The following is a 22,558-nucleotide window of genomic DNA, read 5'->3' on the forward strand; positions in this document are numbered from 1 at the left end:
ATTCCTCTAAGCGATACGAAGCGTGCCTGCCAGTTCTGCCGGCAAGGCGTCGACGGCGGCGCGATTGACGCGGCGGTCGCTGTTCAAAGGGATGTCGTAGGTGATGCGCGCGCCATAGGCACCGGGGGCGTGCGGGTCGACGCGGACCTTGTCGAACACCAGCAGGCGAGTGCCGAGGCTGAAACCTTCGGACAGGTCATGGGTGACCATGAACACCGTCAGTTGCGTCTCGCGCCACAGCTCCAGCAGCAAGTCGTGCATGTCTTTGCGGATGCCCGGATCGAGGGCGCCGAACGGTTCGTCGAGCAGCAACACGCGGGGCTTCATGATCAGCGCCTGGGCGATGGCCAGCCGTTGTTGCATGCCGCCGGACAACTGCGCCGGGTACTTGTCCAGCGAGTGGCCGAGGCCGACTTTGTGCAGCAGCACCGAGGCCTGTTCGCGGGCCTCTTTTTTGGCACTGCCGAACAAGCGCCCGAGTAACGGCGAACGCGGTAGTTCGAGACCGAGGGCGACGTTGTCCAGCACGGTCAGGTGCGGGAACACCGAGTAACGCTGGAACACCACGCCACGGCTCGAATCCGGTTCGCCGGCCAGGGCCTGGCCATCCAGCAGAATCTCGCCGCGACTGGTGCGTTCCTGACCCAGCAGCAGCCGCAGGAAGGTCGATTTACCGCAACCCGAGGCGCCGACCAGGGTGCAGAACTCACCTTCGTTGACGCTCAGGTTCAACCCTTCGAGCACCACTTGATCGGCGTATTGCTGCCAGACGTTTTTCACCGTGATGAAACTCATGCGCGGGCTCCTTCATACCAAGGAAAAGCACGCTGAGTCAGGCGCTTCAGGCCCCAATCCATCAGCCAGGCGAGCAGGGTGATCCACACCACGTACGGCAAAATCACGTCCATCGCCAGGTAACGGCGCACCAGGAAAATCCGGTAACCGAGGCCGTCAGTAGACGCGATGGCTTCAGCCGCGATCAGGAACAGCCACGCCGAGCCGAGCATTAGTCGCAGTGAGATCAACAAGCGTGGCAGCAGTTGCGGCAGTACCACGCGCAGCATCAACGTCCAGGTTGAAGCACCGAGGGTCTGGGCCTTGATCAGCAACTCGACCGGAATTTCCCGGGCACGCTGTTCCAGATCACGGGCCAGGCACGGGGTGATACCGATCACGATCAGCATCACTTTCGACAATTCCCCCAGCCCGAAGACGATGAACAGAATCGGCAGGATCGCCAGCGGCGGCACCATCGACAGCACCGTCAGCAACGGCGACAACGGCGCGCCGAACAGCGGCAACGTCCCGGCGGCGATGCCCAGGCACAGCCCGGCCAGCGCGCTGATGGCAAGTCCGATGGCCAGGCGGCGCAGGCTGGATGCGGTGTCTTGCCACAACAGGTATTCACCGGTGCGCGTGTCGGCAGTGAAAGCCAGGCGTTTTACCGCGTCGGTCATCTGCACGGCGCTCGGCAACAGCTTGTCGTTCGGGTTATCCATCAGCCGCTCGGCCGAGCCCATGAAGTAGGCAAACAGCACCAGGGCGAACGGCAGGATCACCAGCAGCAGGCGACTCGGGCGATCCGGGTGGCGATTGATCAGGCGCATGGCCAGTCCTCCGGTTTACAGCTTGGCGTCAGCGGCCATCTGCACGTAGGTCGGGTCGAAGCGCAGCTTGAGGTTGGTCTTGTCGCCGCTGGTCACGCCATTGGCGAAGGCCATGCCGACCGCGCTGGTGTCCTTGGCGCCTTCACCGAGCAAGCCGTGCTGGAACGAGAACTCGGCGACTTTGCGCATGGTTTCCGGCAACTGCTTGCTGGTGGAGAAGTCCAGGGCTTCCTTGGGCGTGGCGAACAATTTGGTGGTGTCGAGTTGCGACTGGAAACCGGCCAGGTCGGTGCCCGAAGCTTTGGCCATGTGTTCAAGCGCGGTTTGGCTGGCGGCGTTTTTCGCGTTCATCAACTCGACCACTTCGAACCATGCACCGGTCAGCGCCTTGCCCAGGGCCGGGTTGTCTTTGAGGGTGGCGCTGTTGACCACCATCATGTCCATGATTTCGCCGGGGATCTGGCTGGAATTGAAGACTTCGGTCACCCCGGGCTTGGCCTTGATGTCCGAGAGCATCGGGTTCCAGGTGGTGACAGCGTTGACCTGATCGGTGTTGAAAGCGGCCGAGATATCGGCGTCGGAGGTGTTGACCACTTTCAGGTCTTTCTCGGTGAGATCGACCGAGTCCAGCGCGCGAGCCAGCAGGTAGTGCGAGACGGACAGCTCGACCAGATTGACGTCCATGCCTTTGAGGTCGGTGACTTTCTTGCCGTCGCCCTTGAGGACGATGCCGTCGTTGCCGTTGGAAAAGTCGCTGACGATCAGCGCGGTGCTGTCGACGCCACCGGCCGCCGGGATGGTCAGCGCGTCCATGTTGGTCATGGTGCAGCCGTCGAACTGACCGGCGGTGTACTGGTTGATGGATTCGACGTAGTCGTTGAGCTGCACCACATCGATCTTGATGCCGTACTTCTTCGCCCATTTGTCGACGATGCCTTGGCTGCCGGCGTACTCCCACGGCATCCAGCCGGCGTAGATGGTCCAGCAGACGCTGAAGTGGTCTTTCTGGGCGGCTTGGGAAGAGACGCTCACGAGGGCTGCGAAAGCAGCGGCGAGCAGGGCGGGTAAACGAAGCTTGAGCATGGGTGGTTCTCCAGTTGATCAAGGGCGGGCAGGAGTCAACGCGGCACCGCGAACGGTGGCTTGTCTCCCGGGCTTTTGTCCCGCCGTGTAACCTCAACTGGAGGTCGCCAACTCTCGGACCAGCCACTCGCCTTAGCGAGCCGGAACCCTAGTCAGCCATTGGAAATTGTGGTGCCGCGAACCTGTGATGACTCCTGCACGGGTTTGCTAAAGCGAGAGCCGTGCCAAGTCGGCTTGAGGGCTCTAGCGCGGGGGATTACGCGGTTAGCGTGTTGGGGGGAGGTGGCGGCGTTGCCTTGTGATGGTGCGTGGGTGCACCGCAATGGATCGGGCTGGCCGCTGATCTGAAGGTCCGCGCCGCTCGGCACTTGGCGCAGCGTTGCCAGTCAAAAGGGGTGTCAGCCGGCCTGTTCCGGTTGTGGTCTTTCAGGAGGCCGCCATGTTTCGTCGACTGTTGTTCGGTGTTGTTCTCGGTCTGGGCTTGTCCGGCTGCTATTACTACGCCGGTGGCTACGATGTTTATTCCGCGCCTTACTACTACCCCGGCTATTCCCCTTATTCCTACTATTACGGTCCCCGCTATTACTATGGCCCACGCTTTTATGGTGGCTATCGTTACTTCTATTGGGGCGGGCACGGGCCACGTCATTACGGTGGTGGATATCGCGGTGGCCACCGTTAATCAGCGGGTGAATAGATGAAAAACCTTTCATCGGCGACTTGTTTCAATCTGTTTCAAGAACGCACCGGATTCCGAAATCGATGTCTGATCTTTCGACAGTCACCGAATAATTGACTGTCGCCTGCCAGCGTCGCTGGTGTGGCTCACTCGCGGTCCAGGAGGCCGCCATGCTCTGTCGAAAACAGGTCCACCGAATTCTTCTGATTGCAGTATTGGGATTGTCTCTTGGTGCGTGCGTGCCCTATTCCGATGGAGGAGGCAGCTACTACAGTTCCGAGGTCTATACCTCGCCAGCGCCAGCCTATTATTCCGGCGGCGGCCCTTATTATTCAGGTGGCGGGGGTTACTACACGCAGCCACGCCGGTACTACGCGCCACCGGCGCGGTACTACCAGCCAACACCGCGGTACTACCACCAGCCGCGGGTTTATCAACCGGCACCCCGTTATTACCAGTCGCAACGAGGCGACTACCGGGCCCATGGTTGGGACGGGCGGAACCGCGGCGGTTGGAGCAATGACAACCGTGGTCATGGCGGACGCAACAACCACGGCGGGAGAGGCGACCATAACGGTCGCGGCGATCACGATGGCCGAGGCGGCCGTCGTTAACCTCATCCGATAAACGCAATACCTGTGGGAGCGGGCTTGCTCGCGAAGGCGGTGTATCAGACGGCATTATCGTCGACTGATACACCCTCTTCGCGAACAAGCCGGCTCCCACATTTTTTTTAGTATTCCGTCAAATCCGCCAGCGGATGCCGGCCTTCCCAGACCTTGTGGAAATGCGCTTCGACCACCGCATCCGGCACCGTGTTGACGTCCTGCCAGTGCCAATGAGGTTTCTGATCCTTGTCGATCAACCGCGCCCGCACCCCCTCGCTGAACTCCGGATGACGGCAGCAGTTGAGGCTTATTGTGTATTCCATCTGAAAGACCTCCGCCAACGACATGTGCCGGGCGCGTGCGATCTGTTCCCACACCAGATGCGCGGTCAGGGGCGAGCCTTCAGTCATGGTTTTCGCCGCTCGGCTGAACAGCAGATCCGTGTGGTCGCGCAGATGACTGATGGCTTTCCAGGCGCAGCGCACATCGCTGACATCCAGCAGCTCATCGATCTGCTGGCGCCGGGGCAGCCACTGCGCTTCGGGCATTTGCGCAACGGCTTCCTGCTGCAAAGCCTTGAGCAGACTGTTGAGCTGCATCGGCGTCTGTTCCTGCCAGTTCAATTGCAGCAAGCCTTCGATCAGCTCTTCTTGCTGTTCATCGAGCAGGAAACGGTCGGCCAGGTCCAGGTCGATCGCATCGCGACCGTTCATGTGCGCGCCGGTCAGTCCCAGGAACATGCCGAGCTTGCCAGGCAACCGTGACAGGAACCAACTGGCGCCGACATCCGGGTACAGACCGATACTGATCTCCGGCATTGCCAGACGGCTGCTCGGCGTGACGATCCGGATGCTTGCCCCTTGCAACAACCCCATGCCACCGCCCAGCACATAACCATGACCCCAGCAGATCAGCGGTTTGGGGTAGGTGTGCAAGTTGAAGTCCAGGCGATACTCCGCCGCAAAGAAGTGCGCGGCCAAGGGCGGCACTTCCCCCGGGTGAGCGCGACAGGCTTCCACCAGGCTGCGCACTTCGCCGCCGGCGCAAAAGGCTTTGGCGCCGTTGCCACGCAACAGAACGCAGACGATTTGTGGATCCTTGGCCCAGGCGTCCATCTGATCGCGCAGGGCGTTGATCATTGGCAAGGACAGGGCGTTGAGCGACTTTTCGGCATCCAGGCTGGCGACGCCGATGCGCGCGCCGTCGGTGCCGGTGAGTTCTTCGAAGTGCAGATTCATCGTGACCTCGATAGGGAAATTGAGCGTTCAGTATGATCGCTGTACAAGAAAGTGCCGGATCTGCGTCAGATCAATTGACAAGCGTGATGGGCTTTCCTAGGGTTCGCCCCATTGTTTTTGCCGGATGTAACCATGACTGCTGATGACCGTATCAAACTCGAACCGAGCTGGAAGGAGGCGCTACGTGCCGAATTCGACCAGCCCTACATGGCAGAGTTGCGTAATTTCCTGCAGCAGGAGCGCGCGGCAGGCAAGGAGATCTATCCTCCGGGCCCGATGATTTTCAACGCACTTAACTCCACGCCGCTGGACAAGGTCAAGGTCGTCATTCTCGGCCAGGACCCGTATCACGGCCCGGGACAGGCCCACGGGTTGTGCTTCTCGGTGCAACCGGGCGTACCGGCACCGCCGTCGCTGGTGAACATTTATAAAGAGTTGAAACGTGACCTGAACATCGACATCCCCAATCACGGCTACCTGCAGAGCTGGGCCGAGCAGGGCGTGTTGATGCTCAATACCACGATGACGGTGGAGCGAGCCAATGCCAATGCACACAAGGACAAGGGCTGGCAGTTTTTCACGGATCGGATCATTGAAGTGGTCAGCCAGCAGCAACCGCATCTGGTGTTCATGCTGTGGGGCGCGCATGCACAGAGCAAACAGAAACTGATCGATGCCACCAAGCACCTGGTGCTGACGTCGGTGCATCCATCACCGCTGTCCGCTTATCGCGGTTTTCTTGGGTGCGGGCATTTCAGCCGTACCAACAAGTTTCTTGAGCAGAATGGCGAAACGCCGATTGAGTGGCGGTTGCCGCCAGTCGCCTAATGATCGTTCCCACGCTCCGCGTGGGAATGCTGCCCGGGACGCTCTGCGTCCCATCCAAAGCCGAACGCGGAGCGTCCGTTGAGGCATTCCCACGCAGAGCGCGGGAACGATCAGGTTAGAGGGCGTCGGGCTCGCGATTCCAATACCTGAACAACGGCTCCGCCAGAAACAGCACAAACAACAGCCGCATCACCTGCATCGCCGTCACCAGCGGTACGGACAATTGCAGGGTCTCTGCCGTCAGGCTCATTTCTGCAATACCGCCGGGCATCATGCCCAGCGTCAGCGAACGCAAATCCAGATGCGTCAGCGCGCTCAGTCCCAGTGCCGCCGCTGTGGCGATCAACATGGTCAGTACTGTGCCAATCAAAGTCCGCCCCATGAACGAAGGCGCCCGCCGGAAAAACTGCCGATTGAAATGACAGCCCAGACCGCTGCCGATCAGCCATTGGCCGATCTGGCTGCCACCATTGGGCAAGCCAATGTGCAAATCCCAACCAATGCTTACTGCCGCACTGACCAGCAACGGCCCGAACAGCCACGGATTGGGTTGACGAAGACGTTCCCAGAGCCAGGCCGCCAACGCGCCTGCCGGGAATAGAAGGGCCAGCCACCACCCGTTGACGGCGGTTGGATGCAAGATCGGTGCGCCGTAACCCAGCAAGTACTTGAAGGCCGCCGGCACACACAGCACCACCACCAACACTCGCAGACTTTGCCCCGCCGCCACGCGACTGAGTACCGCGCCGTTGCGCGCGCCGAGGTTGACCATCTCCCCGGAGCCGCCGGGCATGCTGGAAAAGAACGCGGTGGCGCGATCCTCCCCGGTGCGCCGCATCAGCCAGACCCCGACCACGGCGGACAGGCTGGTGATCAACGCACCGAAGAAGATCAAACCAAAGTGACTCAACACCTGCTCCATCACCACCGGCGTGAAGTGCAGGCCGATACCGATGCCGACAACCCACTGGCCGCACTTGCGGCCGCCAGGGATTTCCGCCAATTGCCAGGGTGTCAGGCAGCGCACCAGGATGATCGCCAGCAACGAGCCGACCATCCACGGCAGCGGCCAGCCAACGAGACTGGCGAGGTAACCGCCCAGCGCGCCGACCAGCGGCGTACCCCACCAGGCTTTGAAAGGTGTTCGATCAGACATCGGCGATAACGCGCCGCGCAACCGAACGTTTGCGCCAGATCCGCAGGAGCGGCATCAACAGCATGAACGCGGTCAGTACCCAGACACCGAAGGTGATCGGGCTCGACCAGAGGATTTCCAGCGCACCGTTGGAGATCGACAGCGCGCGACGCAGGTTCTGCTCCATCAAACCACCGAGAATGAAGCCCAGCAGCACGGGCGACAACGGGAAGTCTAGCTTGCGCAAGATGTAACCGAAGATGCCGATGCCGATCATCAGGAACAGGTCGAAGGTGGTGGCGTGCACCGCGTAGACGCCGATCCCGGTGATGATCGCGATCACTGGTACCAATGCCCAGTTCGGCACGGCGAGGATGCGGGTGAAGATGCGGATCATCGGGATGTTGAGGATCACCAGCATGATGTTGGCGATGAACAACGACGCGATCAGGCCCCAGACGATGTCCGGTTGTTGCTGGAACAACAGCGGACCCGGCGTGATGTTGTACAGCGACAGGGCGCCGATCATCACCGCCGTGGTGCCCGAGCCAGGAACGCCGAGAGTCAGCATCGGCACCAGAGCGCCGCACGCAGAGGCGCCGATCGCGGTTTCCGGTGCGGCGAGGCCGCGCATGTCGCCCTGGCCGAACGTGCCCTTGGGACCGGCGATGCGTTTTTCGGTCATGTAGGCCACGGCGCTGGCGAGTGTGGCGCCGGCACCCGGCAGCACGCCCATGATGAAGCCCAACAGGCCGCAACGGATATTCACCACGAACACCGACGACGCTTCCTTGAAGTTGAACATCATCCGGCCGGTGGCTTTCACCGCTTCCTGGCCACGATGGGTTTTTTCCAGCAGCAGGAGGATTTCACTGATCGAGAACAGGCCCAACACCAGAACGACGAACTGAATACCGTCGGTCAAATGAATGTTGTCCCCGGTAAAACGGTACACGCCGCTGTTGGCATCGATGCCGACGGTCGACAGAAACAGACCGATCAGCGCGGCAACGAACGTCTTCAATGGACGATCGCCGGCCATGCCGCCAAGGCAGACAATCGCGAAGACCATCAGCACGAAATATTCCGCCGGACCGAAGGCAATCGCCCATTTCGCCAACAACGGCGCGAACAGCACCATGCCGCAGGTGGCGATGAAAGCACCGATGAACGAACTCCACGCCGACAGCGACAGGGCCACACCAGCCAGGCCTTTGCGGGCCATCGGGTAGCCGTCGAGGGTGGTCATGACGGTGGAAGCTTCGCCGGGAATGTTCAGCAGGATCGAACTGATCCGTCCGCCGTATTCGCAACCCAGGTACACGGCTGCCAGGAGGATCAGCGCCGACTCCGGCGGCAGACCCAGGGCGAAGGCGATCGGGATCAGCAAGGCCACGCCGTTGATCGGCCCCAGGCCCGGTAACAGGCCAACCACGGTGCCGATCAGGGTGCCGCAGAGGGCAGTCACCAGGTTGTACGGGCTCAGCGCGACGCCGAAGCCTTGGCCCAAATAAGCAAAAGTATCCATATCAGTTCTCCAGAACGTCGAGCAGGCCCAGAGGCAGCGGCACGTCCATCAACTTGTCGAACAGCAGGTAGAGGCCAATGCTCATCAGCGTGGTGACCACGATGCTTAGGCCCCAGCGACCGCCATACAGACGGGCCATCGGGATGCCGATCAGGATGCTGCTGAGAATGAAGCCCAGAGGTTCGAACAGTCCGGCGAAGATCAGCAGCAGAACCACGCAGATGCCGATTTTGTTCAGGGTTTCACGGTCGAGTTTCGGGTCGTCTTCGCTGTGCACGATCGGCGTCGGGCGAAACAGCATGTACAGCAGCCCCAGCCCCATCAGGCTGAGCATCAACAAAGGGAAGGCACGGGGCCCGACCGGTTCATAGGAAAATGCGGCCTGATACGGCCAGGCCATCAGTGCCAGACCAACACAGGCCAGCAATAGCACCGAAGCAAAAATGCGTTGTAAGAGCATGGGAAACTCCTGTGCGACGGCCCTGCTAGAACGGGACCGCCACCGCTAGAAAGAGGCGATCACTGGATCAGGCCGAACTCTTTGGCCAGCACTTTGTAATCCGACACTTGCTTCTTCACGTAGGTGTCCAGCTCCGGGCCGGTCATGGCGAACGGGAAGAGCTCACGCTGATCGCGCAGCTTGGCGAAGTCTTCGGACGCCAGCAGTTTGTCGAAGGCTTCTTTCCACCAGGCGTAGTCTTCGTCGCTGACCTTTGGCCCGAGGTAGAAACCGCGAACCACTGGCCAGACGATGTCGTAGCCTTGCTCTTTGGCGGTCGGGATGTCTTTCATTTCCGGCTCGTCCAGACGCTTCTCCGAGAACACGGCGAGCAAGCGCATGTCACCGCTCTGGATGTGCGGCATGGAGTCGGAGATGTCGGTGCTGCCGACCTGGATGTGACCGCCAAGCAGGGCGGTGGCGATTTCACCGCCGCCTTCGAGGGCGACGTAACGCAGGTCGCGCGGGTTGATCCCGGCGGCCTTGGCGATCAGCGCGGTCTGCATCCAGTCCTGGCTACCGACGGTGCCGCCGGAGCCGATCACCACTTTGCTCGGGTCTTTCTTCAGCGCCTGGACCAGATCGTCCAGGGACTTGTAGGGCGAATCGCTTTTCACCGCGATGGCGCCATAGCTGGTGCCGACGGCGGCCAGCCAGCGAACGTTGGTTTCATCGAAACGACCGAACTTGCCCTGGGCCAGGTTCAGCAGCGAACCGCTGGACCACGCCACCAGCGTGCCGGCGTCGGCCGGACGTTGAGCAACCACCGCGTTGTACGCCACCGCACCGACACCGCCGGGCATGTAGGTCACGCGCATCGGCTTGGTCAGCAGTTTTTCGTTCACCAGCGCGCTTTGCGCCAGTTTACAGGTCAGGTCGAAACCGCCGCCTGGTGAGGCCGGGGCGATGCATTCAGGGCGTTTTGGCTCGGCCATCAGTTGGCCGGCGAACAGCATGCAGCTGGCGGCGAGAGCAACTTTACGCAGTGATAAGTTCATCTTTGTCTCCTTAAGAGTTTTTGTTATGGACGTACTGAATTACCAAAGGGCAACGCTATAGCTCACCAGCAGACGCACTTCATCGGCATCGCGAGCGGAGTAGTTGGAACGGTAGGTGGCATTACGCAGGCGTACGGCAACGTCCTTGAGGGCGCCGCTTTGTACAACATATTTAATCTCGGTGTTGCGCTCCCACTCTTTGCCTTCGTCGCCGTTCTTGAGCTTGATGTTGTCACCGCTGAGGTAACGGCTCATGAAACTGAGGCCGGGAATGCCGAGCCGGGCAAAGTCAAAGTCGTAGCGCGCCTGCCAGGAGCGTTCTTCGGCGCCGGCAAAGTCGTTGATCTGCACGAAGTTGACGAGGTATGGATCGCTGCCATCAACGTACGGGAACGCGCTGTCGCCGGACATGTGCTGATAACCGGCACTGAATTTATGCCCGCTCAGGGCATAGCTCACCAGACCGTTGAGGGATTTGTTGTCGATCTTGCCGCCACGGGCTGCGCCCTGATCGTCACTGATGGCCAGGCGCAGGTCGGTGCCGAAGGTGCCAGGGCCGAACTTTTCCGAGGCCACCATGCCGAGGAAGTGCTGGTTATAGACTTCATCGAGTTGCGCAAAGTGGTAACTGCCGGTGATCTTGTCGGTGAACTTGTAGTCCACGCCGCCAAAGTCGAAGTGTTTACCGGCCGCGGTGCCGGCGAAGCGGCTGTTCTTGTTGTTGAGGGCAATGTCCTCGAAATCGGTGCTGTCGCGGTCCTTGGCTTTTTCCAGTCGCCCGCCGGTGAAGGTCAGGTTCTTGATCTCTTTGGAGGTCAACAGGCCGCCTTCAAACGTCTGCGGCAGGATGCGCCCGTCGTTGGGCTTGAGGATCGGCAGCTCCGGAATCAGGCTGCCGATCTTCAGTTCCGTCGCCGAGATTTTCACTTTGCCGGTCAGGCCCAGTTTGGAATATTCATCCGCCGCGCGACCGTCATCGTGGGTCGGTAGCAGGCCGGTACCGGTGCGGTCCGGACTCGAATCGAGTTTGACGCCGAGCATGCCCAACGCATCGACACCGAACCCCACGGTACCGTCGGTGTAACCCGATTGCAGATTGAGCATGAACCCCTGAGCCCATTCGTCCCGCTTCGATTGCTGGGCGCTGGTGCCGTCGCGAAAGTCACGGTTGAAATACATGTTGCGGGTTTCGAGGGTTGCCGTACTGTCTTCGAAGAAGGCAGCCTGGGCCAAGGGCGAAAAGCCGGCGAAGGCGGCGGCACTGGCGAGGGCGGTGTGGCTGAGGCGAGAAAAACGAACAGGCGGGCGAGCCTGAGGCTGCGTAGACAGCATCGTGAAATACTCCGTTTTATTGTTCTTATTTGGCGAAAACGCTTCGAGGCGTTTTTCGTATCGCTATGTGCGTAGCGACGGCAGTCGAAACTGTCCGTAGTTGGACTCTAACGGGCTAACCTTTCGCTAACCTTTCAGCAGACTTTCGCGGTGTTCAGACTTCACAGTGGCGGATGCAGCTGTAAACTCCGCGCCAAAGAATGGCGTCGACCATCCCTGAATGAGGTAAAGATCCATGCGTGTCCTGCTCGTCGAAGACCATCTGCAGCTCGCCGAAAGTGTCGCCCAGGCGCTCAAGAGCACCGGGCTGACCGTGGATGTGCTGCACGACGGCGTGGCGGCCGACCTGGCCTTGAGCAGCGAGGAGTACGCGGTGGCGATCCTCGATGTCGGCCTGCCGCGCATGGATGGATTCGAAGTGCTGGCGCGCCTGCGGGCCCGGGGCAAGAACCTGCCGGTGTTGATGCTGACCGCGCGCAGCGACGTCAAGGACCGGGTTCACGGGCTCAACCTCGGTGCTGATGATTACCTCGCCAAACCTTTCGAACTGACCGAACTTGAAGCACGGGTCAAAGCCTTGTTGCGGCGTAGTGTGCTGGGCGGTGAGCGTCAGCAGCGCTGCGGCGTGCTGGCCTACGATCTGGATACTCGGCGCTTCACCCTCGGTGAGGAATTGCTGACCCTGACCTCCCGCGAACAGGCGGTCCTCGAAGCGTTGATCGCCCGGCCCGGTCGGGTGATGAGCAAAGAGCAACTGGCTGCTCAGGTGTTTGGCCTGGATGAAGAAGCCAGCCCGGACGCCATCGAAATCTACGTCCATCGCCTGCGCAAGAAACTCGACGGCCAACCGGTCGCCATTGTGACCTTCCGCGGCCTCGGCTATTTGCTGGAAAGCCGCGATGCATAAGCCCAGCAGCCTGCGCTGGCGGTTGCTGTGGAACCTCGCGCTGTTGTTGGTGGTGTTAATGCTCGCCAGTGGTTTGAGCGCGTACTGGAATGGTCGCGAAGCTGCCGACACGGCCTATGACCGGACCCTGCTGGCGTCGGCGCGAACCATTGCCGCCGGCGTGTCCCAACGCGATGGCAGCCTCAGTGCCGACGTGCCTTACGTCGCCCTCGATACATTCGCCTACGACAGCGCCGGGCGGATTTTTTACCTGGTCAACGACATCAATCAGAAGCTGATTTCCGGTTACGAAAACCTCCCGCCACCGCCCCCGGGAACGCCACGTACCGATGACTATCCGGCACTTGCACGCTTCTATAACGCCCAATACAGAGGGCAGAACGTACGCGTGGTAAGCCTGCTCAAGCCCGTGAGCGAGCCGAACATGAACGGCATGGCGGAAATCCGCGTCGCGGAAACCGACGAGGCGCGGGTCGCCATGGCCCGCAGTCTGGCGACAGACACCTTGCTGCGTTTGGGCATGCTGGCGGTCGGTGCGTTGTTGATGGTGTGGTTTGCAGTCAGCGCGGCGTTGCGTCCACTGGAGCGCTTGCGCACGGCGGTGGAAGAGCGTCAGTCGGATGATTTGCGGCCGTTGCCACTGGTGGAAGTGCAGCACGAGTTGTGGCCGCTGGTGCGCGCGCTCAATCACTTTACCGAGCGTCTGCGCGGGCAGTTCGAGCGGCAGGCGCAGTTTATTGCCGATGCCGCGCATGAATTGCGTACGCCGTTGGCGGCGCTCAAGGCGCGACTCGAACTGGGCCTGCGTTCAAACGAACCGCAAACCTGGCGCAGTACCCTGGAAACCGCTGCCCAAGGTACCGATCGTCTGACGCACCTGGCCAATCAATTGCTTTCGCTGGCGCGGGTAGAAAACGGAGCCCGGGCGATTGCCGAGGGCGGCGCACAGTTGTTGGACCTGAGTCAGTTGGCGCGCGAACTGGGCATGGCCATGGCGCCCTTGGCCCACGCACGCGGCGTAGCCCTGGCGCTGGAAGCGGACGAACCGGTGTGGCTGCGCGGCGAGCCGACGCTGTTGAACGAATTGCTGAGCAACCTGGTGGACAACGCCCTCGCTCACACGCCACCGGGCGGCAATGTGATTCTGCGGGTCACGGCGCCGGCGGTGCTGGAGGTCGAAGACGACGGGCCAGGGATTCCCATTGATGAGCGGGACCGGGTGTTCGAGCGCTTTTACCGGCGTAATCAGCAGGTCGCTGGTTCGGGGCTCGGGTTGGCGATTGTCGGCGAGATCTGTCGCGCGCACCTGGCACAGATCAGCCTGCACGATGGTGAGTCGGCAGGGTTGAAGGTGCGGGTGAGTTTTATTGCGGGGGAGTGATGGTGTCTGTCATCGCCCCTTCGCGAGCAAGCCCGCTCCCACATTTGATCTCCAGCGGACACAGTATTTGTGTTCGATTCGAATCAGTGTGGGAGCGGGCTTGCTCGCGAAGGGGGCGCTGCGGTCTTGATCAATAAAACATCGACCGCGACTCTTCCAGATCCCGGCACATCGACTCATTCTCCGGGTCGATCCCCAGTTTCTTGAACGCCGGCACACTGAACGCGTCAATACGCGCCAGCGGGTGATCGGTGTCCTTGTGGCAATACAAGCTGGCCACCTGCACCAGATCGACATAATCGACCCGCTCCGACTGGCGCTTGAAATCCAGGTACAACCCCGGCAACTGCACCAGCATTTCCGGAAACTCCCAGACCCTGAGCAGCTTGTCGCCGATCAAGGGATGAATGCGGTCGATGACATGGTTGAGGCTGACCGGGTCAGACAGCAATTCATAATGGTCTTCGGCATAGGTCAGGATCGGCAGTACACCAATTTGATGCACCAGCCCGCCAAGGGCTGCCTGATCAGGCTTGAGCTGCGTGTAACTGCGGCACAGCGCATAGCTGACCCCGGCGATTTCCAGGCTTTTACGCCAGACATCGCGCATTTTCTGTTCCACCACCTCAGAGCGGGCGTGGAAAATCTGTTCCATCACCAGACCGATCGCCAGATTACTGCTGTAGTTGACGCCCAGTCGTGTGATCGCCGTGTGCAGGTCAGTGACTTCCTGAGTCGCGCGCAGCAGCGGGCTATTGACCACTTTGATCAGGCGCGCCGACAACGCCGTATCACGGCCGATCACTTTGCTCAGGGCGCTGACACTGACTTCCGGATCTTCAGCAGCCTTGCGAATCTGCAGGGCCACTTCCGGTAACGTTGGCAGAACCAGGTCATCGTTATCGATGGCCTCAACCAAATCCTGTTGGACCTTATCCGCCAGCTCGCTCATTTCTTTTCTCTAGGGTGTTGCAACAAGTGCTGCGGTTAACGCTGGATTTCGCGATCGCGATCCAGTTGATAAGGCAGGTCGAGCAGGTGCAGGGCCGGCCCTTCAAGGGCGCCCAGATGAATATCGCCACCTTCTGCTGCTTCGGCTTGCAGCACGGCCAGGAGTTCAATGTTTTGCCCGGCGTTGGCGGCCAGCACCACTTCGCCGATGGAGCTGCCGTGGGACGGAGAAAACAGTGGCGTGCCGGGCTCGGGCAATTCGTTGGCATCCAGTGTCAGGCGATACAAGCGGCGCTTGAGTTTGCCCAGGTACTGCATGCGCGCGACGATTTCCTGGCCGGTGTAGCAACCCTTTTTGAAACTCACGCCACCGACGGCTTGCAGGTTGAGCATCTGCGGGATGAACAACTCGCGGGTACTCGGCATGACCTGGCCGATCCCTGCGCGGATCTGGCCAAGCAGCCATTGATTCAGAGTGCCTTCGGCCAGCAGGGCGGACAGCTTGCCCTTGATGGTGTCGGCTTGATCGGCAGCGGCCCACAGTTCGGCGCGATCCGGCGAAACGCGAATGGCGATCACACCTTCATGGCGCGCGACGCTGTCGGTGTCTGCCGGCAACTCAAGTCCCAGGCTGCTCAGTGCGGCATCGCCATGATCGAGGCCAAAGCGGACCCAGGCGGCGCTTTCATCGGTCAGTTTGGATTTGGAGAACACGGCATACTTTTTCAGGTCCGCCAACTGTGGCTCAAGCAGCTCGGTGGCCATTGCCAGCAGAACGCCGTCACCTTCCAGCACAATGCGGAAACTCGATTGCATCCGGCCTTTCTGCGTGCAGCGGGCACCGAGACTGGCCTGGGTGTCGCTCAGGTAATTGAGGTTGCAGGTCAATTGGCCTTGCAGGAATTTGCTGGCGTCCGCGCCGCGGACTGCAAGAACGCCTTCATGGGACAGGGTGCAGAAAAAAGCAGAATCGGCCATGGGTCATCGCAGGGTAAAGAGTCTGGGGGACATCATAAGGGGGCGCTCTCGAAATGGGTAGTTCACAAAGGATCGATGGCGCCCGACCAAAGCCGAGTGTTCGACCGGGCTCGGGGCTGTATACTTGCCGCCTATTTGAGGAGCGCTCCATGGTCGAAGATGTTGAACTGAATCGCCTCTACTGGCACAGCCGCCGCGGCATGCTCGAGCTTGACGTATTGCTGGTGCCGTTCGTGAAAGAGGTCTACCCGCACCTCAACGACGTCGACCGCGATTGCTACCGCAAGCTGCTCGAATGCGAAGATCAGGACATGTTCGGCTGGTTCATGGAGCGCGCCGAATCGGAAGATCCGGAGCTTCAGCGCATGGTTCGCATGATCCTGGATCGTGTCCAGCCCAAGTAATGCGTTCGAATGCCGCTGGCATGCCTCACGGCAGTTGCTGGCGGCGTATCTTGTGGCCCAGCTGTTCGCGCTGGGTTCGCTGTTTCTTCTTTCTATACCGCTTTGGGCCAGTCTGCTCGGCATTGCGCTGTGCGTGGTTCACGGTGTTTGGCTGCTGGCGCGACAGATTCTGCTGACGCATCCACAGGCATACCGCGGCTTGCGACGCGATGCCGATGGCTGGCAATTGTGGAATCAGGCCTCAGGCTGGCAGCCTGTGCAGTTGCGTCCGGACAGCCTGGCGTTGCCGTTGGTCGTGGTGCTGCGTTTTCGACTGCGAGGCGAGCGGCAAGTCAGATCGATCTGCGTTCCCCGGGACTCGCAGGCGGCGGATGTGCACCGACGCCTGCGGGTGAGGCTCGCATTCAGTCGGCGTAGGTGGGCGGCACCAGAATAGTGTCCAGCGCGACCGGCAGCATATTTGGGTAGTCGAGGGTGTAATGCAGGCCGCGACTTTCCTTGCGCTCCATGGCGGACTGGATCATCAGCTCCGCCACCTGGGCCAGGTTACGCAGCTCGATCAAATCCCGACTGACCTTATAGTTGCTGTAGAACTCGTCAATCTCGTCCAGCAGCAACCGCACGCGGTGCTGCGCGCGTTGCAGGCGCTTGTTGGTGCGCACGATGCCGACGTAGTCCCACATGAATCGCCGCAATTCATCCCAGTTGTGCGCAATGATCACGTCTTCGTCGGAGTCGGTGACCTGGCTGGCATCCCAGACGGGCAGGGCGATTGGAATCGACACTTGCGGCAACTGTTCAAGAATGTCCGCCGCCGCCGAACGGGCGTAGACGAAACACTCCAGCAACGAGTTGCTGGCCATGCGGTTGGCGCCGTGCAGGCCGGTGAAACTGGTTTCGCCGATGGCATACAGGCCCGGTACGTCGGTGCGACCGTTCTGATCGACCATCACCCCGCCGCAGGTGTAATGCGCCGCCGGAACCACCGGGATCGGTTGCTTGGTGATGTCGATGGAAAACTCGAGGCAGCGTTCATACACCGTTGGGAAGTGCGTCTTGATGAACGCTTCGGGCTTGTGGCTGATGTCCAGATAGACGCAGTCGACACCCAGGCGCTTCATCTCATGGTCGATGGCGCGAGCGACGATGTCCCGGGGCGCGAGTTCGGCGCGTGGGTCGAAGCGCTGCATGAAGCGTTCGCCGTTCGGCAGCTTGAGATGTGCACCTTCGCCGCGCAGGGCTTCGGTGATCAGAAAACTTTTGGCTTGCGGGTGATAAAGGCAGGTCGGGTGAAACTGGTTGAATTCCAGATTCGCCACCCGGCAGCCCGAACGCCACGCCATGGCGATGCCGTCACCGCAAGCACCGTCGGGGTTGCTGGTATAGAGGTAGACCTTGGCCGCGCCACCGGAGGCGAGGATCACGAACCGTGCGCCGTAGGTGTCGACTTCACCGGTGCCGCGATTCAGCACGTAAGCGCCGAGGCAGCGATCGCCTTCGAGGCCCAGGCGTTTTTCGGTGATCAGGTCGATGGCGACCCGCTGTTCCAGCAGTTCGATGTTGGGTCTCAGTCTGGCCTGGGCGAGCAAGGTTCTGAAGATCGCTGCGCCCGTGGCATCGGCGGCGTGAATGATGCGCCGATGACTGTGACCGCCTTCGCGGGTCAGGTGAAACTCGAATCCGCCGTCTTCGGTGCCGGACTGTTCATCACGGGTAAACGGTACGCCTTGGTCGATCAGCCATTGGATGGCTTCTTTACTGTGCTCGACGGTAAAACGCACGGCGTCTTCGTGGCAGAGCCCACCGCCGGCATTGAGGGTGTCGTCGACGTGGGATTCGACAGTATCGGTATCATCCAGAACGGCAGCGACGCCGCCCTGGGCCCAGAAAGTCGAGCCGTTGGCGAGGTCGCCCTTGCTCAGTACGGCGATGCGCAAATGTCCGGGCAAGGTCAGCGCAAGGCTCAAACCGGCAGCGCCGCTGCCAATGACCAGAACATCGTGTTGAAACTGTTGGCTCATTTCAGGATTCCGCTCAAAGCGACCCGGGTCGGGGTTGGCGCAAGACTCCTGGAACGGCGAGTCAAGGCAGCCACACAGCCCACTAGTATATAGAGGGGGGGAGCGGCACAATACCCGAGCGCGTATGGCATTGTGAAACTACTGTGACGGAAAATACCTGACGCTTCGTCGGATGGTTTTCCCCCCGGTTCGGGGACAAGGCGACTGTATCAACGATTTAACAGTCTTTTTCTGTTCACGGTTGCACAATGCCCCTTTCGCCCGTCTATAAATATTTGGAACTTTTGCCAAAGGCCCAAGATCAATAGACGGTGCCTGAAAAGAAGGACAGTGTCGGTTTCAGGACGGGACCTGTGGTTTGGTCCTTGCCAGTGAATCCGACAACAAGATTATTCGCGCAGCCGGGTCATGCCGAGCTGCGCTTTTCGTGCGTGCCAAATCAGAGCCCGCAGGAAACTTGCTTGGAGGGGGAGAACTTTTGCGAAAAGCCCGAGTCTATGTTTGCAAGTCTGGTCGTTTAGTTATGCAAGCCTCCTCCGAGCTTATCGAGGAGTGTTCATGCTAACCCAGGAAGAGGATCAGCAGCTCGTCGAGCGCGTTCAACGCGGCGACAAGCGAGCTTTCGATCTGCTAGTGCTGAAATACCAGCACAAAATTCTCGGGTTGATCGTGCGTTTCGTGCACGACACCCATGAAGCCCAGGATGTGGCACAGGAAGCCTTTATCAAGGCCTACCGCGCACTTGGAAACTTTCGCGGAGACAGCGCGTTTTATACGTGGCTTTACCGCATCGCCATCAACACGGCGAAGAATTATCTGGTTTCACGCGGCCGTCGGCCGCCGGATAGCGATGTCAGTTCCGAAGATGCAGAGTTCTACGATGGCGATCATGGCCTCAAGGATCTCGAGTCGCCAGAGCGTGCATTGCTGCGGGATGAGATCGAAGGCACCGTCCATCGAACCATTCAGCAACTGCCAGAAGATTTGCGTACGGCGTTAACTTTACGTGAATTCGATGGTCTGAGTTACGAGGACATTGCGGCAGTCATGCAGTGTCCGGTGGGTACCGTGCGCTCCCGGATTTTCCGCGCTCGGGAGGCCATCGATAAAGCCCTGCAGCCGTTGTTGCAGGAAAACTGAGACAGCGGCGATAGCCAAGAGAGGAACGCCATGAGTCGTGAAGCCCTGCAGGAATCGCTGTCCGCAGTGATGGATAACGAAGCGGACGAACTGGAATTGCGTCGGGTATTAAATGCCTTTGACGATGTTGAAACCCGTGAAACATGGGCTCGTTATCAGATCGCTCGGGCAGTTATGCACAAGGATTTGCTGCTTCCACGTCTGGACATCGCCGCGGCAGTTTCTGCTGCTCTGGCCGACGAAGCCGTACCGGCTAAAGCCTCCCGTGGTCCATGGCGCAGCCTGGGTCGTCTGGCTGTCGCTGCTTCGGTGACCGTTGCCGTGCTGGCAGGTGTGCGTCTGTACAACCAGGACGAGATCGCGGGTGTCGAGCTGGCTCAGCAATCCAGTCAGCCGGGTCTGGCCGTTCCTCAGGTCAAGGGTCCAGCTGTATTGGCAGGCTACAATGAGAGTTCGGAAGCCACTGGCCCTATGGCCAACGGCGTATTGCAAGGTCAGCCAGGCTGGCATGATCAGCGTCTGCCAGGTTACTTGCGCCAACATGCTCAACAAGCTGCACTGAAAGGTACTGAGAGCGCTCTGCCTTACGCTCGTGCAGCAAGCTTGGAAAACCGTTAAGGAGGATCATGCGCGCCATACCTCTACTTTCGCTTCTGCTCGGTGGCTGGTTTGTTGTTCCAGCCCACGCCGATGAAGCCCAGGACTGGTTGACCCGTCTTGGTCAGGCCGAGCAACAGCAAAGCTTTCACGGCACTTTCGTATACGAGCGTAACGGTAGTTTTTCTACCCATAACATTTGGCATCGTGTCCAGGATGGCAAGGTCCGCGAGCGTTTACTCCAGCTCGACGGCTCCGCACAGGAAGTCGTGCGCATTGATGGACATACTCAATGCGTCAGCGGCGCCCTGATAGCAGGGCTTGGGGACTCACCTAATTCTGCGGCTCGTGCACTCGATCCACAAAAGCTGAAAAATTGGTATGAGCTTGCCGTCATTGGCAAGTCGCGTGTGGCTGGGCGTGCGGCAGTGATTGTTTCACTTAAACCACGTGATCAGCATCGTTACGGTTTTGAACTTCACTTGGATAAGGAAACCGGCTTGCCGCTGAAGTCATTGCTGCTTAATGACAAAGGGCAGTTGCTGGAGCGTTTTCAATTCACTCAGTTGAATACCACCAGCGTTCCGTCTGACAGTGACTTGCAGGCAGGCGACGACTGCAAGGCTGTCAACCTCGACAGTGACAAGGCTTCCGCCGTCAAGGCCGCCCAAGTTTGGCATTCGGACTGGCTTCCCCCCGGTTTCGAGTTGACCAGCAGCAGCTCCCGCAAGGATCCAGAGACCAAAACCCAGGTCAACAGTCTGATGTACGACGACGGTCTGGCACGGTTCTCGGTATTCCTTGAGCCATTGAACGGTGCCACCATCACTGACACCCGCACCCAGTTAGGCCCAACCGTTGCTGTATCTCGACGCTTGACGACCCCTCAAGGCGAGATGATGGTGACTGTGGTCGGTGAAATACCAATTGGTACTGCTGAACGGATTGCGCTGTCCATGCGCTCCGATGCCACTGCAACCAAGTAGTGGGCTGATATCGAAATGTTTGGTGAGCATTTCAATTTGCAAAAAAACCTGAATTTTTCTATAGGTCAGAGCCTCACGGCTCTGGCCTTGTTTTGTTGTTCCCGGAACAAAAATACCGGCGTATCTTTCCCGGTGTTCCTTGCTCCATATCGCTTAACCATGCTCGTCGTAACGGGAGCCGTATGTCGATACCACGCTTGAAGTCTTATCTTTCCATTTTTGCCACCGTGCTGGTGCTCGGTCAGGCGGTCACTGCTCAAGCAGTCGAATTGCCTGACTTTACCCAACTGGTCGAGCAAGCCTCGCCCGCGGTGGTGAACATCAGTACCACGCAAAAGCTGCCGGACCGCAGAGTGTCCGGCCAGATGCCCGACCTTGAAGGCTTGCCACCCGCGCTGCGCGAGTTCTTCGAGCGGGGCATGCCGCAGCAGCCACGCTCGCCTCGCGGTGATCGCCAGCGTGAAGCGCAGTCTCTGGGCTCGGGTTTCATCATCTCTCCAGACGGCTACATCCTGACCAACAACCATGTGATCGCCGATGCCGACGAAATTCTCGTTCGTCTCTCCGACCGCAGTGAATTGAAAGCCAAGCTTGTGGGCACGGATCCACGTTCCGACGTGGCGCTGCTGAAAATCGAAGGCAAGGATCTGCCCGTCCTGAAACTGGGCAAGTCCCAGGACCTGAAGGCCGGCCAGTGGGTTGTAGCGATCGGTTCGCCGTTCGGTTTCGACCATACCGTGACCCAAGGTATCGTCAGCGCTGTTGGTCGTAGCCTGCCGAATGAAAACTATGTGCCGTTCATCCAGACCGACGTGCCCATCAACCCGGGTAACTCAGGCGGTCCGCTGTTCAACTTGGCCGGTGAAGTGGTCGGGATCAACTCGCAGATCTACACCCGTTCCGGTGGCTTCATGGGCGTATCGTTCGCGATCCCTATCGATGTGGCCATGGATGTTTCCAATCAATTGAAAAGTGGCGGCAAAGTCAGCCGTGGCTGGTTGGGTGTCGTGATCCAGGAAGTGAACAAGGATCTGGCCGAGTCGTTTGGTCTGGATAAGCCAGCCGGTGCGCTGGTGGCCCAGATCCAGGAAGATGGCCCGGCTGCCAAGGGTGATCTGCAAGTCGGCGACGTGATCCTGAGCATGAACGGTCAACCGATCGTCATGTCTGCCGATCTGCCGCACCTGGTGGGGGCACTGAAGGAAGGCGAGAAGGCCAAACTTGAAGTGATTCGCGACGGCAAGCGCAAGAATGTCGAGCTGACAGTTGGCGCAATCCCTGACGAAGGCAAAGAGCTGGACTCGAAACTCAAGTCCGGTGTCGAAACCAATAGCAATCGTCTGGGCGTTGCCGTCGCTGATCTGACTGCCGAGCAGAAGAAAACCTACGACCTCAAAGGTGGTGTGGTGATCAAGGAAGTTCAGGACGGTCCTGCATCGCTCATCGGCTTGCAGCCCAATGATGTGATCACTCACCTGAACAACCAGGCAATCAACGACAGCAAGGAGTTCGCTGAAATCGCCAAGGCACTGCCGAAGAATCGTTCGGTGTCCATGCGGGTTCTGCGTCAAGGTCGTGCCAGCTTCATCACCTTCAAACTGGCTGAATAAACCGGTTGTCGGCTGAATAAAAAACCGCCTCGAAAGAGGCGGTTTTTT

Annotated in this window: 23 protein-coding genes and 1 riboswitch; of the genes, 11 read left to right on the plus strand and 12 right to left on the minus strand. The window is 59.7% G+C overall.

Annotation, left to right across the window (positions count from 1 at the left end; all coding sequences use genetic code 11):
- Positions 1-6 precede the first annotated feature (6 nt).
- The 3 genes from ACA072_RS06665 to ACA072_RS06675 are packed head-to-tail and all read right to left on the minus strand — an operon-like array spanning position 7 to position 2,690.
- Positions 7-795: an ABC transporter ATP-binding protein gene (locus tag ACA072_RS06665; protein ID WP_497623697.1), complete on the minus strand. Its 789-nt coding sequence runs from the start codon at positions 793-795 to the stop codon at positions 7-9.
- Positions 792-1,607, minus strand: a complete 816-nt coding sequence (locus ACA072_RS06670; RefSeq protein WP_497623698.1) for an ABC transporter permease — start codon at positions 1,605-1,607, stop codon at positions 792-794. The genes ACA072_RS06665 and ACA072_RS06670 overlap by 4 nt, the downstream gene beginning before the upstream one ends.
- A gap of 15 nt (positions 1,608-1,622) precedes the next feature.
- Complete coding sequence (locus ACA072_RS06675) at positions 1,623-2,690, minus strand: putative urea ABC transporter substrate-binding protein (RefSeq protein WP_497623699.1); 1,068 nt, start codon at positions 2,688-2,690, stop codon at positions 1,623-1,625.
- 62 nt (positions 2,691-2,752) lie between these two features.
- Positions 2,753-2,853, minus strand: a riboswitch (guanidine-I (ykkC/yxkD leader).
- 276 nt (positions 2,854-3,129) lie between these two features.
- Here ACA072_RS06675 and ACA072_RS06680 point away from each other — a divergent pair.
- Both ACA072_RS06680 and ACA072_RS06685 read left to right on the plus strand, forming a co-directional pair.
- Positions 3,130-3,372 (plus strand): hypothetical protein, encoded by a 243-nt coding sequence (locus ACA072_RS06680; RefSeq protein ID WP_497623700.1) that lies wholly within the window; start codon positions 3,130-3,132, stop codon positions 3,370-3,372.
- A gap of 167 nt (positions 3,373-3,539) precedes the next feature.
- Positions 3,540-3,983 (plus strand): hypothetical protein, encoded by a 444-nt coding sequence (locus ACA072_RS06685; RefSeq protein ID WP_497623701.1) that lies wholly within the window; start codon positions 3,540-3,542, stop codon positions 3,981-3,983.
- A gap of 119 nt (positions 3,984-4,102) precedes the next feature.
- Here ACA072_RS06685 and dspII read toward each other — a convergent pair whose 3' ends face one another.
- Positions 4,103-5,215 carry an enoyl-CoA hydratase/isomerase DspII gene (dspII, locus tag ACA072_RS06690; RefSeq protein ID WP_497623702.1) on the minus strand — a complete coding sequence of 371 codons (1,113 nt, stop codon included), beginning with the start codon at positions 5,213-5,215 and terminating at the stop codon, positions 4,103-4,105.
- Between the two features lie 132 nt (positions 5,216-5,347).
- Here dspII and ung point away from each other — a divergent pair, with 132 nt between their 5' ends.
- Positions 5,348-6,043 carry a uracil-DNA glycosylase gene (gene ung, locus ACA072_RS06695; RefSeq protein ID WP_497623703.1) on the plus strand — a complete coding sequence of 232 codons (696 nt, stop codon included), beginning with the start codon at positions 5,348-5,350 and terminating at the stop codon, positions 6,041-6,043.
- Between the two features lie 115 nt (positions 6,044-6,158).
- Here ung and ACA072_RS06700 read toward each other — a convergent pair whose 3' ends face one another.
- From ACA072_RS06700 to ACA072_RS06720, 5 genes are read right to left on the minus strand one after another with little or no spacing between them, the layout of a single operon-like run.
- The gene (locus ACA072_RS06700) at positions 6,159-7,199 is read right to left on the minus strand and encodes an AbrB family transcriptional regulator (RefSeq protein ID WP_497623704.1); all 1,041 of its coding nucleotides are present in this window, start codon (positions 7,197-7,199) and stop codon (positions 6,159-6,161) included.
- On the minus strand, positions 7,192-8,706 hold the full coding sequence (locus tag ACA072_RS06705; protein ID WP_497623705.1) for a tripartite tricarboxylate transporter permease: 1,515 nt from the start codon (positions 8,704-8,706) through the stop codon (positions 7,192-7,194). The genes ACA072_RS06700 and ACA072_RS06705 overlap by 8 nt, the downstream gene beginning before the upstream one ends.
- A 1-nt stretch (position 8,707) precedes the next feature.
- A complete protein-coding gene (locus ACA072_RS06710; RefSeq protein WP_497623706.1) occupies positions 8,708-9,166 on the minus strand; it encodes a tripartite tricarboxylate transporter TctB family protein in 459 nt (152 codons plus the stop codon).
- A gap of 59 nt (positions 9,167-9,225) precedes the next feature.
- Positions 9,226-10,203, minus strand: coding sequence for a Bug family tripartite tricarboxylate transporter substrate binding protein (locus ACA072_RS06715; protein ID WP_497623707.1), 978 nt, complete (start codon positions 10,201-10,203; stop codon positions 9,226-9,228).
- 39 nt (positions 10,204-10,242) lie between these two features.
- Entirely contained in the window at positions 10,243-11,535 is a 1,293-nt protein-coding gene (locus ACA072_RS06720) for an OprD family porin (RefSeq protein ID WP_497623708.1), read from the minus strand.
- Between the two features lie 235 nt (positions 11,536-11,770).
- On the opposite strand from ACA072_RS06720, the gene ACA072_RS06725 reads away from it, so the two are divergent.
- Together ACA072_RS06725 and ACA072_RS06730 are read left to right on the plus strand one after the other, a co-directional pair.
- On the plus strand, positions 11,771-12,442 hold the full coding sequence (locus ACA072_RS06725) for a response regulator (protein ID WP_007898613.1): 672 nt from the start codon (positions 11,771-11,773) through the stop codon (positions 12,440-12,442).
- Complete coding sequence (locus ACA072_RS06730; RefSeq protein WP_497623709.1) at positions 12,435-13,823, plus strand: sensor histidine kinase; 1,389 nt, start codon at positions 12,435-12,437, stop codon at positions 13,821-13,823. Before ACA072_RS06725 ends, ACA072_RS06730 begins: the two co-directional genes overlap by 8 nt.
- 130 nt (positions 13,824-13,953) lie before the next feature.
- Here the strand turns inward: ACA072_RS06730 and ACA072_RS06735 are convergent, their stop codons facing one another.
- Together ACA072_RS06735 and ygfZ are read right to left on the minus strand one after the other, a co-directional pair.
- On the minus strand, positions 13,954-14,775 hold the full coding sequence (locus tag ACA072_RS06735) for an HDOD domain-containing protein (protein WP_497623710.1): 822 nt from the start codon (positions 14,773-14,775) through the stop codon (positions 13,954-13,956).
- A 35-nt stretch (positions 14,776-14,810) separates the two neighbouring features.
- Positions 14,811-15,752 (minus strand): CAF17-like 4Fe-4S cluster assembly/insertion protein YgfZ, encoded by a 942-nt coding sequence (ygfZ, locus tag ACA072_RS06740; RefSeq protein ID WP_497623711.1) that lies wholly within the window; start codon positions 15,750-15,752, stop codon positions 14,811-14,813.
- Positions 15,753-15,901: 149 nt separating this feature from the next.
- Here ygfZ and ACA072_RS06745 point away from each other — a divergent pair, with 149 nt between their 5' ends.
- Positions 15,902-16,156 (plus strand): FAD assembly factor SdhE, encoded by a 255-nt coding sequence (locus ACA072_RS06745; RefSeq protein WP_007944081.1) that lies wholly within the window; start codon positions 15,902-15,904, stop codon positions 16,154-16,156.
- Positions 16,140-16,592, plus strand: a complete 453-nt coding sequence (locus ACA072_RS06750) for a protein YgfX (protein ID WP_497623712.1) — start codon at positions 16,140-16,142, stop codon at positions 16,590-16,592. Before ACA072_RS06745 ends, ACA072_RS06750 begins: the two co-directional genes overlap by 17 nt.
- Here ACA072_RS06750 and nadB read toward each other — a convergent pair.
- On the minus strand, positions 16,561-18,177 hold the full coding sequence (gene nadB, locus ACA072_RS06755) for an L-aspartate oxidase (protein ID WP_497623713.1): 1,617 nt from the start codon (positions 18,175-18,177) through the stop codon (positions 16,561-16,563). The two genes, ACA072_RS06750 and nadB, sit on opposite strands and share 32 nt — an antisense overlap.
- A gap of 558 nt (positions 18,178-18,735) precedes the next feature.
- On the opposite strand from nadB, the gene rpoE reads away from it, so the two are divergent.
- From rpoE to ACA072_RS06775, 4 genes are all read left to right on the plus strand, one after another.
- Positions 18,736-19,317 carry an RNA polymerase sigma factor RpoE/AlgU gene (gene rpoE / locus ACA072_RS06760; protein WP_007944079.1) on the plus strand — a complete coding sequence of 194 codons (582 nt, stop codon included), beginning with the start codon at positions 18,736-18,738 and terminating at the stop codon, positions 19,315-19,317.
- A gap of 30 nt (positions 19,318-19,347) precedes the next feature.
- Positions 19,348-19,935, plus strand: coding sequence for a sigma-E factor negative regulatory protein (locus ACA072_RS06765; RefSeq protein WP_077749615.1), 588 nt, complete (start codon positions 19,348-19,350; stop codon positions 19,933-19,935).
- 8 nt (positions 19,936-19,943) lie between these two features.
- Positions 19,944-20,900 (plus strand): MucB/RseB C-terminal domain-containing protein, encoded by a 957-nt coding sequence (locus ACA072_RS06770; RefSeq protein ID WP_497623714.1) that lies wholly within the window; start codon positions 19,944-19,946, stop codon positions 20,898-20,900.
- A 182-nt stretch (positions 20,901-21,082) separates the two neighbouring features.
- Positions 21,083-22,510, plus strand: a complete 1,428-nt coding sequence (locus tag ACA072_RS06775) for a DegQ family serine endoprotease (RefSeq protein WP_497623715.1) — start codon at positions 21,083-21,085, stop codon at positions 22,508-22,510.
- Positions 22,511-22,558: the final 48 nt, after the last annotated feature.

It is taken from the genome of Pseudomonas sp. LBUM1656, from assembly GCF_059716065.1.

Coding starts and splice junctions, on each gene's coding strand:
- ACA072_RS06665 (WP_497623697.1), bottom strand. CDS start 795: ATGAGTTTCATCACGGTGAAAAACGTCTGGCAGCAATACGCCGATCAA.
- ACA072_RS06670 (WP_497623698.1), bottom strand. CDS start 1,607: ATGCGCCTGATCAATCGCCACCCGGATCGCCCGAGTCGCCTGCTGCTG.
- ACA072_RS06675 (WP_497623699.1), bottom strand. CDS start 2,690: ATGCTCAAGCTTCGTTTACCCGCCCTGCTCGCCGCTGCTTTCGCAGCC.
- ACA072_RS06680 (WP_497623700.1), top strand. CDS start 3,130: ATGTTTCGTCGACTGTTGTTCGGTGTTGTTCTCGGTCTGGGCTTGTCC.
- ACA072_RS06685 (WP_497623701.1), top strand. CDS start 3,540: ATGCTCTGTCGAAAACAGGTCCACCGAATTCTTCTGATTGCAGTATTG.
- dspII (WP_497623702.1), bottom strand. CDS start 5,215: ATGAATCTGCACTTCGAAGAACTCACCGGCACCGACGGCGCGCGCATC.
- ung (WP_497623703.1), top strand. CDS start 5,348: ATGACTGCTGATGACCGTATCAAACTCGAACCGAGCTGGAAGGAGGCG.
- ACA072_RS06700 (WP_497623704.1), bottom strand. CDS start 7,199: ATGTCTGATCGAACACCTTTCAAAGCCTGGTGGGGTACGCCGCTGGTC.
- ACA072_RS06705 (WP_497623705.1), bottom strand. CDS start 8,706: ATGGATACTTTTGCTTATTTGGGCCAAGGCTTCGGCGTCGCGCTGAGC.
- ACA072_RS06710 (WP_497623706.1), bottom strand. CDS start 9,166: ATGCTCTTACAACGCATTTTTGCTTCGGTGCTATTGCTGGCCTGTGTT.
- ACA072_RS06715 (WP_497623707.1), bottom strand. CDS start 10,203: ATGAACTTATCACTGCGTAAAGTTGCTCTCGCCGCCAGCTGCATGCTG.
- ACA072_RS06720 (WP_497623708.1), bottom strand. CDS start 11,535: ATGCTGTCTACGCAGCCTCAGGCTCGCCCGCCTGTTCGTTTTTCTCGC.
- ACA072_RS06725 (WP_007898613.1), top strand. CDS start 11,771: ATGCGTGTCCTGCTCGTCGAAGACCATCTGCAGCTCGCCGAAAGTGTC.
- ACA072_RS06730 (WP_497623709.1), top strand. CDS start 12,435: ATGCATAAGCCCAGCAGCCTGCGCTGGCGGTTGCTGTGGAACCTCGCG.
- ACA072_RS06735 (WP_497623710.1), bottom strand. CDS start 14,775: ATGAGCGAGCTGGCGGATAAGGTCCAACAGGATTTGGTTGAGGCCATC.
- ygfZ (WP_497623711.1), bottom strand. CDS start 15,752: ATGGCCGATTCTGCTTTTTTCTGCACCCTGTCCCATGAAGGCGTTCTT.
- ACA072_RS06745 (WP_007944081.1), top strand. CDS start 15,902: ATGGTCGAAGATGTTGAACTGAATCGCCTCTACTGGCACAGCCGCCGC.
- nadB (WP_497623713.1), bottom strand. CDS start 18,177: ATGAGCCAACAGTTTCAACACGATGTTCTGGTCATTGGCAGCGGCGCT.
- rpoE (WP_007944079.1), top strand. CDS start 18,736: ATGCTAACCCAGGAAGAGGATCAGCAGCTCGTCGAGCGCGTTCAACGC.
- ACA072_RS06765 (WP_077749615.1), top strand. CDS start 19,348: ATGAGTCGTGAAGCCCTGCAGGAATCGCTGTCCGCAGTGATGGATAAC.
- ACA072_RS06770 (WP_497623714.1), top strand. CDS start 19,944: ATGCGCGCCATACCTCTACTTTCGCTTCTGCTCGGTGGCTGGTTTGTT.
- ACA072_RS06775 (WP_497623715.1), top strand. CDS start 21,083: ATGTCGATACCACGCTTGAAGTCTTATCTTTCCATTTTTGCCACCGTG.